This is a genomic window from Stutzerimonas zhaodongensis (assembly GCF_003696365.1).
GTDB classification, from domain to species: Bacteria; Pseudomonadota; Gammaproteobacteria; order Pseudomonadales; family Pseudomonadaceae; genus Stutzerimonas; species Stutzerimonas zhaodongensis.
In genome coordinates this window covers 830,288-840,350 of record NZ_RFFM01000001.1, presented here as the reverse complement: position 1 = coordinate 840,350, position 10,063 = coordinate 830,288, and the positions used below count along the sequence as shown (strand labels likewise).

The 10,063-nt window shown below is 61.0% G+C and carries 11 protein-coding genes; 4 read left to right on the top strand and 7 right to left on the bottom strand.

The features are described 5' to 3' along the window. Positions 1-115 precede the first annotated feature (115 nt). A complete protein-coding gene (locus EA797_RS03750) occupies positions 116-1,006 on the bottom strand; it encodes a PA4780 family RIO1-like protein kinase (RefSeq protein ID WP_122163830.1) in 891 nt (296 codons plus the stop codon). Between the two features lie 158 nt (positions 1,007-1,164). Here EA797_RS03750 and ada point away from each other — a divergent pair, with 158 nt between their 5' ends. From ada to EA797_RS03735, 3 genes are read left to right on the top strand one after another with little or no spacing between them, the layout of a single operon-like run. Beyond that, positions 1,165-2,202 carry a bifunctional DNA-binding transcriptional regulator/O6-methylguanine-DNA methyltransferase Ada gene (ada, locus tag EA797_RS03745; protein ID WP_122163829.1) on the top strand — a complete coding sequence of 346 codons (1,038 nt, stop codon included), beginning with the start codon at positions 1,165-1,167 and terminating at the stop codon, positions 2,200-2,202. A gap of 50 nt (positions 2,203-2,252) precedes the next feature. Beyond that, a complete protein-coding gene (locus tag EA797_RS03740; protein WP_122163828.1) occupies positions 2,253-2,498 on the top strand; it encodes a hypothetical protein in 246 nt (81 codons plus the stop codon). A 34-nt stretch (positions 2,499-2,532) separates the two neighbouring features. Beyond that, positions 2,533-3,312: a TatD family hydrolase gene (locus EA797_RS03735; protein WP_122163827.1), complete on the top strand. Its 780-nt coding sequence runs from the start codon at positions 2,533-2,535 to the stop codon at positions 3,310-3,312. Between the two features lie 131 nt (positions 3,313-3,443). Here the strand turns inward: EA797_RS03735 and EA797_RS03730 are convergent, their stop codons facing one another. From EA797_RS03730 to nfi, 6 genes are all read right to left on the bottom strand, one after another. Continuing rightward, on the bottom strand, positions 3,444-3,812 hold the full coding sequence (locus EA797_RS03730; protein ID WP_122163826.1) for a DUF3140 domain-containing protein: 369 nt from the start codon (positions 3,810-3,812) through the stop codon (positions 3,444-3,446). Next, positions 3,809-4,327 (bottom strand): DUF5872 domain-containing protein, encoded by a 519-nt coding sequence (locus tag EA797_RS03725; RefSeq protein ID WP_122163825.1) that lies wholly within the window; start codon positions 4,325-4,327, stop codon positions 3,809-3,811. The genes EA797_RS03730 and EA797_RS03725 overlap by 4 nt, the downstream gene beginning before the upstream one ends. 91 nt (positions 4,328-4,418) lie before the next feature. Further along, positions 4,419-6,449, bottom strand: a complete 2,031-nt coding sequence (locus tag EA797_RS03720; protein WP_122163824.1) for a methyl-accepting chemotaxis protein — start codon at positions 6,447-6,449, stop codon at positions 4,419-4,421. Positions 6,450-6,690: 241 nt separating this feature from the next. After that, positions 6,691-7,527, bottom strand: coding sequence for a regulatory signaling modulator protein AmpE (ampE, locus tag EA797_RS03715; RefSeq protein ID WP_122163823.1), 837 nt, complete (start codon positions 7,525-7,527; stop codon positions 6,691-6,693). A gap of 23 nt (positions 7,528-7,550) precedes the next feature. After that, entirely contained in the window at positions 7,551-8,102 is a 552-nt protein-coding gene (ampD, locus tag EA797_RS03710) for a 1,6-anhydro-N-acetylmuramyl-L-alanine amidase AmpD (protein ID WP_122164673.1), read from the bottom strand. A 75-nt stretch (positions 8,103-8,177) separates the two neighbouring features. After that, the gene (gene nfi / locus EA797_RS03705) at positions 8,178-8,900 is read right to left on the bottom strand and encodes a deoxyribonuclease V (protein WP_122163822.1); all 723 of its coding nucleotides are present in this window, start codon (positions 8,898-8,900) and stop codon (positions 8,178-8,180) included. Positions 8,901-9,067: 167 nt separating this feature from the next. On the opposite strand from nfi, the gene EA797_RS03700 reads away from it, so the two are divergent. Beyond that, positions 9,068-10,060: a GlxA family transcriptional regulator gene (locus EA797_RS03700; RefSeq protein WP_122163821.1), complete on the top strand. Its 993-nt coding sequence runs from the start codon at positions 9,068-9,070 to the stop codon at positions 10,058-10,060. Positions 10,061-10,063 lie beyond the last annotated feature (3 nt).

Sequence of the window (10,063 nt, the reverse complement as noted above, 5' to 3'; positions counted from 1 at the left end):
AGCTCGCTCCTACGAAAAACAGAACGCCGACCAGCCCTGTGAATCGCAGCGCTCGACACACCCTCCGCCCTGTAGGAGCCAGCTTGCTGGCGATCCGGCGCCGCTACCGCAAGTATCAACCACGCATCCAGGGCGGCGTGGGCGGCTCGTCGCTGGGCTCGTCCGTTGCGTTGCGCAAGGCTTCCTTGCGTGCCTGCTCGGCCAGGGTTGCCTTGATCTCGCGCATTACGGCGTCGAGATCGGCCTCGTCTTCCGGTTCCGAAAACTCGCCGGTCAGCTCGGTATCCGGAGTCAGCTTGCCCTCTTCGTAAAGCGCCCACATCTCCTTGGCGTAACGGGTGAACTTGAGCTCGGGCGCGAATTGTCCGAAGTACGCGGACATGTTGCCTACGTCCCGCTCGAGCATTTCGAAGGCATGGTTGTTCCCCGCCGCATCCACTGCCTGCGGCAGGTCGATGATCACCGGGCCGTGCTCGTCGAGCAGCACGTTGAATTCGGACAGGTCGCCGTGCACCAGCCCGGCGCAAAGCATCTTGACCACCTCGTGAATCATGAAGGCATGGAATTCCCGGGCATCGTCAGGATGCAGGTCCACATCGTTGAGACGCGGTGCGGCATCGCCGTCCTCGCCGGAGATCATTTCCATCAGCAACACGCCGTCGAGGAAGTCGTACGGTTTAGGCACACGCACGCCGGCATCGGCCAACCTGAACAATGCAGCAACCTCTGCGTTCTGCCAGTTTTCCTCTTTTTCCTTGCGCCCGTGCTTTGAGCCCTTGGCCATGGCGCGGGCATCGCGGCTGCTACGGACCTTGCGGCCTTCCTGATATTTGACGGCTTGCCGGAAGCTGCGGTTGTTGGCTTCCTTGTAGACTTTGGCGCAGCGCAGCTCTTCGCCACACCGCACCACGTAAACCGCTGCTTCCTTGCCGCTCATTAGCGGGCGCAGCACTTCGTCGATCAGCCCATCCTCGACCAACGGCTCGAGTCGTTTTGGCGTTTTCATCAGCGGCTTACAGACCCTTTTTGGCTATGCAGATCTGCAGGTTACGGCAATCGCGAAGCGGCTTCCATGTTCGCCAGCAAGTTTGAAAGCGTACTGCGGATTGGCATCCCGGCCAGCCAAGGCGGAGAATCGAGCTCATTCATCCAGGGAGCACCGCAATGCTCGATTTCGACCACTGCTGGCAAGCGCTCTGCAATCGCGATCCGTGCTTCGATGGGCGCTTCGTGTTTGCCGTGCATTCGACTCGTATCTTTTGCCGCCCGAGCTGCCCGGCACGGCGTCCGAAGCGTGAGGGCGTCAGCTTCTTCATGCATACCCACGAGGCCGAAGCTGCTGGGTTCCGCGCCTGCCGACGCTGTTCGCCGCAGGGCAAAAGTCTAGCTGAACAGCTCGACGAGTTGGTGATTGCCGCTTGTCGCCTGCTGGATGAAAGCACCGAGCCAATGACGCTGGACCAGCTGGCTGCCCGTATCGGTTTGTCATCATCGCACCTGGGGCGCGCGTTCAAGGCACGAATCGGCCTGACCCCTCGCGCCTGGGCCGCAGCGCGGCGGCGCGAGCGGCTGGAAAAATCGCTTCCAGGCGCAGAGTCGGTACTGGGCGCAGCGTTGGACGCCGGTTTCGGCAGTACCCGTGGCGCCTATCAGAATCTGGCGAACCTGAGTCCGGCTCAACGTCGACGCAAAGGTGCAGGCGAAACCCTGCGCTACGCGATAAGCCCCTGCCCTCTGGGCCTTCTTCTGGTGGCTGCCAGCGACAAGGGCATCTGCGCCCTGCTGTTCGGCGATGAGCAGCAGGCGCTGCTCGACGAACTGCGTTCACGCTTCTGTGCAGCGCAACTGGTGCCCGACCAGGCCGGGCTCGGCGAATGGCTCCGCTCGATCGTCACCCAACTGGAAGAACCTAACCGAGCCGCTCAGCTCCCGCTGGATCTACGCGGCACGGCTTTCCAGCAACAGGTGTGGCAGGCGTTGCAGGACATCCCTATCGGCGAAACGCGCCGTTATGGCGAGCTGGCGACCAGTCTTGGCAGCCACCCGCGCGCCGTTGCTCGCGCCTGCGCCAGCAACCCGGTGGGCCTGTTGATCCCTTGCCACCGCGTGGTCGGCGCCAACCAGTCGCTTACCGGCTACCGCTGGGGTATTGATCGCAAGGCCGCGCTATTGGAATCGGAGCGAGAAGAATCGGGAGCCTGACAGCGATTCAGCGGTCGGATTATTCACATGCTATTGAAAGAGCCGCCGCAATGACCGAACTGAAACGCTACCGCATCCATTACCTGATTGATGGCAAGCCCGCCTCCCTGACACTGAGCGCGTTCGAGCAGCCGGACATGGAGCAGGCCGAACTGGAAATCCTGCTGCATCATGTACGTGAGCCACGAGCGGCGATTGATGCGCCCTGGGAGATTCCGGTACGCCCAAGCGAAGAGAGCCGCATGTCAGAACTGGGCGTAAGTGACATCCGGATCGAGGAAGACTCGAACCACTGAACCCCGCCCCACGTCAGCCCAGGAGATAACCGACGTGCGCCTGATCGACACCCATACCCACCTGGACTTCGACCCTTTCGATCACGACCGCAGCGAGGTGCTCGCGCAGTGCAAAGCGGTGGGCGTGGAACGAGTTCTGGTGCTAGGCGTTCACCAGGCGAACTGGGCCAGAGTCTGGCAGATGGCGCAGGACGAACCGGCCGTGTACGCCGCGCTGGGGCTGCATCCTGTGTTCCTGCAGGACCACCGACCGGCGCATATCGAAGCGTTGCGCGATTGGCTGCAACGCTTGCGAGGGCAAGAAAAGCTCTGCGCCATGGGTGAGATCGGGCTCGACTACTACATCGATAATCTGGACAAAGAGCGCCAGCAACAGCTGCTAGAAGCACAGTTCGAATTGGCGAACGAATTCGAACTGCCGGTGCTGCTCCACGTTCGCCGCGCGCACGCGCAGATGATCGCCACGCTCAAGCGCTGCAAGCTCAAACGCGCCGGCATTGCGCACGCTTTCAGCGGGAGTTGGGAAGAAGCGCGGGAGTACATCAAGCTCGGTTACAAACTCGGCCTGGGAGGTGCCGGAACCTGGCCCCAGGCGCACCGTATGCACCGGGTGTTACAGCAACTACCGCTCGACAGCATCGTGCTGGAGACCGATGCCCCGGATATCACGCCCCACAGCCACGCAGGCCAACGCAACAGCCCGGCTTTTCTTCCGGACATCTGCCGTGAACTGGCGGAACTGCGAGGCATCAGCCCTGAAGCACTGGCAGAAGCAAGCTATCGCAATAGCTGCGAGCTGTTTGGCTGGGAATGAGCTGCAGCTGACCGAGGCGCCGATGCGACCGACGGAGGGAGATTGGCTAGGCAACGGCAGCAATGATCATGCGAGACCGACACCCTGCCAGGATAGATAGCGACATGCAGCCTCGAACCACTGCGCAGACATCAGTCCTGCAGCGGATCGTGCCCCCAATTCATCAGCGAGTGGCGCCAGCGACTATCCCGTACGTCACCTCCTGGCCGCTGAGCGAGATGCCGTCGGATATAGCCTATAACCTTGCGCATGGCGCGGTACTCGTCCTCGCCCAGCTCGGCTTGGCGCAGCCCCTTGAGTTCAAGGATGCGCTCACCCATTGCGTGCCCTACAGCTTCGCCGTCAGCTGGCGAGGTGACTTTCTCTCCCTTAGCAGTCATACCGACGCTGCGACTGGTTTCAGTCTCGAGCCAACGCCGCAACTCGGCTGGCGCCATATTGATCAGTTCGCGGAACTCGGTGCGGACGTCTCGCTTCGAGTCTTCATCGAATTCGCTCATTGCTCGCCCTCGCGCCTGAGTGCCGCAACCAGCTCATCCTTCTTCATCCTTGATCGCCCGCGAATGCCCCGCTGGGCAGCGCGGCGCATCAACTCAGGCTTGTTCAGGCCGCTCAGCGCTGGTTCGCGCTCGCGGCCAGCCTTGCGCGCGACGTCCGCCGGCTGCTTCGAATGCTGCTGACCTCGGCGGGAATCTGCCCGCTTCTTGCGTGTCGTGCGGGCATACTCTTCATTGCTGAGGGACTCGCGAGCATGCTTGGGCAGGTAACGTTCACCTGTCTCGCCCGACGGTTTGCCCGATTGGGTACCCCAGTCCTCCTGGGTCCATTCTCGCAAATGGTTGTCGGCTGGTTTGCTGCCCTCGTAACCGCCGCCGCGCTTCTTGTATTCCTGCACGGCGTATTGCGCCTTGCGCGCCGACCATTGGCCAGGTTTGCCACCTTTGTCACCGTCGGTGACTTCCTGTTTGACCTTGTCCCACAGTTGCGGATTGCTTTTCTTAGCGGTGCTGGACATGTCGCGCTCCCCCAGGTTTACCTGATCGGCAGACCCGGGAGCGCTACGCACTGTTCAAAAGTGCCGATGGACGGAGCGCGCAATAGAAGCCCTAAACGCGAAATGCACCGATCAGCTGCTGCAGCCGGCCTACCAGTTCGGTGAGTTCCCGACTCGCCTGCTCGGTCTGGCCTGCGCCCTCCGCGGTACGCTGGCCGGCCTCATTGATGGCGACGATATTGCGATCGATATCGTGCGCGACGGCCGTCTGTTCTTCAGCCGCCGCAGCGATTTGCTGGTTCTGGTCGACGATGACGCCCACCGCCCCAAGGATGTTTTCCAGCGCCTGCTGAACCTGTGCCGACTGATTGACAGTTTCTTCGGCCATCGAGTGGCTTGAGTGCATAGTCTTGACCGCCGCACCGACGCCGCCCTGGAGCCTGCCGATCATCTGCTCGATCTCCTCGGTGGATTGTTGCGTGCGTTTTGCCAGGCTGCGTACCTCGTCTGCGACGACCGCGAAACCTCGACCCTGCTCGCCGGCACGTGCAGCTTCGATGGCGGCGTTCAGCGCCAACAGATTGGTCTGTTCGGCCACGCCTTTGATCACGTCCAGTACCTGGCTGATGGCCTTGCTGTCGCTGGCCAGCTGATTGATCACATTGACCGACTGTTCAATCTCCGCGGCAAGGCGCCCGATACCGCTGACCTGTGCATCGACCAGCGCTCGTCCGCTGACCGTTTCCTGGTTGACGCTTTGAGCGCTACCCACCGCCGCCTCGGCACTGGTGGCGACTTCCTGGGCGGTGGCCGACATCTCGTTCATGGCGGTTGCCACCTGCTCGATCTGCCCACGCTGCTCGGACACGGTCAGGTTGCTCTCGCCGGATACGGTTTCAACGCGTGAAGCCTGGCGCTCCACCTCGCCTACCGTCTGACCAACGCGTTCGATGAGCTCGCGGATCTTGGCCACGGACTCGTTGAACACTTGCCCCAACTCGCCAAGTTCATCGCGACTCTGGACTTTGAAGCGGGCCGTCATGTCACCTGCAGCTACACGGTCCATGATTGCGCCGAGGCTGCGCAACGATGCACGCGTGGACATGTAGAACGCGCTGTAGAGGTAGACCACCAACACGAAAATAAGCGCCAGCGCGGCAAGCATAAGAATCATCACCATCTGCTTCTGCGCCAGGCGCTGCTCAAGCTCCTCATCGAGAAAGCCAAGGATGGCGTCGTTGAATGAATATGTCTTCGCCATCTCGGCGCTGATCAGGTCGTAGAAGGATTCCCAGGGTAGATCCAGCGCCTCGGCCATGATCACCTGGTCCTGAAAGATGTCGTTGCTCGCCTGCAGAGAGCCGCGACTGGCGGTTGCCTGGCCTTCGAGTTGGCGCTGCGCCGCCGGGCTGCTGCCGAGTACGTCCTGCAATTGGGCTGCGTACTGCGCTTGTTGTTTTTCCAACTCGAGCAGCAGGCCATCGAGTTTGTTGCTGGCATCGGAGTTCAGATAGCCCTGGCCAAAGGTGTACGAGCCGATCGCCCGACCTTCGCCGAGCACAGCGGTGATCGTTGGCGTCACCGAAGTCAGGAGTTCTGCCAGCAGGCGAACATCACGCTGGGTATCCTGGCTCAAGCCGGACTGGCTGGCGATGAGCTTGATCATCACCTGGGCTTTACCCAGCACAGCACGAGCCATGACCGTCTTCGTCTGTAGCGACTGCTGCGACTGCGCTTCACGCAGCGCGGCGTCAAGTTCGTCGCGACGCAGGTTGAATTCAGCCACTTGCTCGGGGTTGTCGCTGACCGGCGTCAGACTTTGCATCAGCGCAGAAAGCTCCTGTTCGGCCTTGGCCAGTCGGCTCACGAGCGCTTGCACTTCTCCCGTCTGGCCGATGATGCCTTCGATCTCGACCAGGTCTTTCCAATCTTCGATTCCGCGGCGCAACTGCAACGCATTGCCCATCAGCTCGAGGCTGCGCAACTCGGTACGGGTGCCGACGAACTCATCATAGGCGTCGCGTACAAGGTAGAAGTTGGTCGCCAGCATGGGGACAAAGAACAGCACGCTGATAAGGCTGAACTTCATGCCGAAACTCAGACGGTTCATCAGTGCGATAGCCGGATACAACAGACTTTTCAAAAGACGTCTCCCAATTTCTTGTTGTATTGCTGCGGCATGGGCCGTGGCAGGGCTCGTCAGAGAATGGCGGGAATGAGCCTACTCGGGATATCGGTCAGTGCTTGAGTAACTTAAGGTAGTGGCAGAGTGACAGCCCGGCAACCGACAGAAGGCGCGCCGATCCCGACATATCCACCAGGCTTATATGGAAAGTACCCGACCGGCGTCGCTTGGCAGAAGCGTCGCGCGGTGATCGGGGTGGCTAGAGAAATAGCACCCAGAGCGCGATTGCCGCGTACCAGAGCATCCTCGTTCGAACGAGCAACGCCGCGAGGGCGTCCAGCCGGGCGATACCCTGATCGCCCGCACAGGGTTCTTCAAGATCGGCTGCCGCAGGGCCAACGTCGGCCAGCAGCTGACGCGCAGGAATGCTCCAGTGGAGCAGATCGTTGAGCATGGCGCGATTGGCTGCGACGAAGTTACCGACCAACCCGAAGCTGGCCAGCAGAACCCGAACCGGCAACCAGTCGAAGGCATGCTTCAGCTGCCCTGCCCGTTCGCGTATGGCCTGACTTTCGGCAAGCTCGACCGTCAATGCGAGGAGCCGATAGGCGAGTGCTGCCACCGGCCCAAGTAGTACGTACCAGAAAATGACCGCGAAGAAGCCCTCATGGCTGCGCCAGAGCAGCTGCGCTTCGACGGCCCGCAACAGCCCCGGCGCATCGTCTGCACTGAGACCCAGATCCCGCTGCCCTACGAGCGCGGCAGCCTCATGATCGCCCCGCCGCCATGCGTCGCGGAACGGCCCGAGCTCACGCTTGCCGTGACCGCGGCCAAGGCAATACAGCAGGACCAACAAGTGCAACGGCAGGCTGAGCCAGCCATAGGCCAGCGGCTCCAGCGCCGCCAGGAGGACGGCAAGCAGCAATACCGGCAATAGCACCAGCAGCATCAACCCGAGCCAGGGCCTGGATGCCAGGTCTGCTCGGCCCTCGACGCGCTGGCGCAGCCGTAGCCACGGCCCGTCATCCTGCACCACTCGCCGCCAATCGGTGAGTTTGTCGATGATCAGGGCCAGCAGTACAACCAGAAAAATCATGTTCGAATCCTGTCAGAACCAGTTCAGGCGATGATCGAAGCGGTGCGCAAGCGCTGCCAATCGAACGAAGGGCCCGGATCGGTCTTGCGACCCGGTGCGATGTCGCTGTGGCCGCAGACCCGCTCCGCGGTAATCGCCGGGTAGGCTTGCTGCAGCAGCTTGGAAAGGCTGATCAAGCTGTCGTACTGCTCATCACTGTAGGGCGTCTCGTCAGCGCCTTCCAGCTCGATCCCGAGGGAGAAGTCATTACAGTTTACGCGTCTGTCGAAGCATGAAACGCCAGCATGCCAGGCCCGATCCAGACATGAGACGAACTGAGTGATGGCGCCATCACGCTCGATGAGAAAATGCGCAGACACCTGCAGCGCTGCGATCTCCTGAAAAAATGGATGCTCGTCGACGGGCAAGCAGTTCTGGAAAAATTCCTGGACCTTACCCGTTCCGAAGCAGCCCGGCGGCAGGCTGATATTGTGGATGACCAGAAGTGAAATCTCGCCATCCGGACGCTGGTTGAAGTTGGGCGAGGGACAATGGCGAATGCCTCGGCACCAACCTGTCGCGTGATCCAACTGCATCTCGGCGAGACCTGAATGACTGCGGGGCATGCAGGCTAGCGCCTGGATACGACCTCCTGCAAGCAGGCCGCGTTATCACCGGTCCAGGGCGGGTTGCACCACGGCGCGCTTTTCATCGCGGCGCGAGGCCAGCCGGTCAGCCAGTCGGGTCGGTTCGGGAAGCCGGTAGCGCGTTACAAATCGCATCACCAGCTCCGGCGCGGTCATCAGGCTGACCCGGTTGCCCGGCGAAATGATCAGCGGGCGCACCTTTTCCTTGCTGCGCAATACGGTGCCGATGAACTTGCCGCCCTTGTCCAGCAGGTCGACCTGATCAGCACGTCGCTCACCGAGAGGGGCATGCTGTCCGGTGAGAATCTTTTTCGCTACGCCTATCGTCGGCAAGCCGGTGATGACGCCCAGATGCGCAGCAATACCAAGTCCTCGCGGGTGGGCGATTCCATGCCCGTCAGCGAAGATCAGATCAGGCATCTGGCCCAATGCATCAAGGGCTTGCAACACGGCAGGCAATTCTCGAAATGACAGCAACCCCGGGATATAGGGCATGCGGGTCGGTATTCGTGCCAGGGCTTGGGCCAGCGGCTCGAGCGTTTCGGCGTCGAGCAACACCGCGGCGGCCCGGGTGATCTTGCCCCCGTCCTCGAAGCCCACATCGACCCCTGCAATGAGCTTCAAGGCGCCAAAGTCATCAGCCAGGACCACTTTTTCTGCAAGTCTCATCTGCAGTTCGCGCGCCGCGGCGGTATTGCCGTCCCACTCACCGAAAGCGATATCGGATCGGTTTTCATGCGTAGTCATAAAGCCCCCTTTGGACGATCAGATGGGCAGGCACAACTCCGGTTCCGACAATGCCATCTATTAGGGACTGGACAGGCGCCGGAAAAGATAAGACGATCCCGCCGTACCACGGCAGTTTCACCCTTTTTTGCCTTACAAAAATAACCGGAATCGGCAGAAGACAAAGCATGCTTAGCGCTCAGCCTTTGAAACGCATCAGCATTCTGGCTACCGACGGGGTGTTTGCTTCCACCTTGTTGCACGCCAAGGATTTCTTCCACATGGCCAGCCTTCGCTATGGCAAACAGCTGGGCCTGGACCTCACACCTGCTTTCGAAACCTACCTGGTCAGCCCCGACGGCTGTGCGGTCAACACCTTCAGCGGCCCCCGCATCGATGTGGACGGAACCCTGGACGACGCCGACGCGGTAATCCTGCCCGCATTCTGGGGAGATTTCGACGCACTGTGCCAACAGTACCCGCAGGTCGCACCCTGGCTGAAAGCGCGCCATGCAGCCGGCAGCGCCATTTGCGGCGAGGCCAGCGGCGCTTTCTGGATGGCCGCCGCCGGTCTGCTCGACGGCCGCGAAGGCACGACACACTGGCGATTCGCTCGCGAGTTCGCCGAGCGCTTTCCGCGTGTTGTCTTCACGCAGGAAAAACACCTGACCGACAGTGACAACCTCTACTGTGCAGGCGGCACGACCTCTGCGTGCGATCTCTACATTCACATGGTGGAGCGCTTCTGCGGGCCACACATCGCCCAAGGCATGGCGCGCGATATCCTGTTCGAGGTGCGTCGAAGCTATAACCCGGGCCGCATTGGATTTGGCGGGCAGAAGCTGCATCTGGATACACGCGTTCTGCAGATTCAGGAATGGCTAGAGGAGCATTTCTCGGAGAAATTCCGTTTCGAAGATGTAGCGCGCGATCACGGCATGAGCATCCGCAATTTCATGAGACGGTTTCAGGCGGCGACTGGCGACAAGCCTTTGCATTATTTGCAGCGACTGCGCATCGAAACGGCGAAAACCCTGCTCTCAACCACTCGCAAAAGCATCAAGACCATCAGTTATGAAGTCGGTTATGACGATGCCAGCTTCTTTGCTCGTCTGTTTCGCCAGCACACCGAACTCTCACCCAATCAGTACCGCCAGCAGTATCGCCACAAAAGCGCCTGACGC

Coding starts and splice junctions, on each gene's coding strand:
- EA797_RS03750 (WP_122163830.1), bottom strand. CDS start 1,006: ATGAAAACGCCAAAACGACTCGAGCCGTTGGTCGAGGATGGGCTGATC.
- ada (WP_122163829.1), top strand. CDS start 1,165: ATGCTCGATTTCGACCACTGCTGGCAAGCGCTCTGCAATCGCGATCCG.
- EA797_RS03740 (WP_122163828.1), top strand. CDS start 2,253: ATGACCGAACTGAAACGCTACCGCATCCATTACCTGATTGATGGCAAG.
- EA797_RS03730 (WP_122163826.1), bottom strand. CDS start 3,812: ATGAGCGAATTCGATGAAGACTCGAAGCGAGACGTCCGCACCGAGTTC.
- EA797_RS03725 (WP_122163825.1), bottom strand. CDS start 4,327: ATGTCCAGCACCGCTAAGAAAAGCAATCCGCAACTGTGGGACAAGGTC.
- ampE (WP_122163823.1), bottom strand. CDS start 7,527: ATGATTTTTCTGGTTGTACTGCTGGCCCTGATCATCGACAAACTCACC.
- ampD (WP_122164673.1), bottom strand. CDS start 8,102: ATGCAGTTGGATCACGCGACAGGTTGGTGCCGAGGCATTCGCCATTGT.
- nfi (WP_122163822.1), bottom strand. CDS start 8,900: ATGACTACGCATGAAAACCGATCCGATATCGCTTTCGGTGAGTGGGAC.
- EA797_RS03700 (WP_122163821.1), top strand. CDS start 9,068: ATGCTTAGCGCTCAGCCTTTGAAACGCATCAGCATTCTGGCTACCGAC.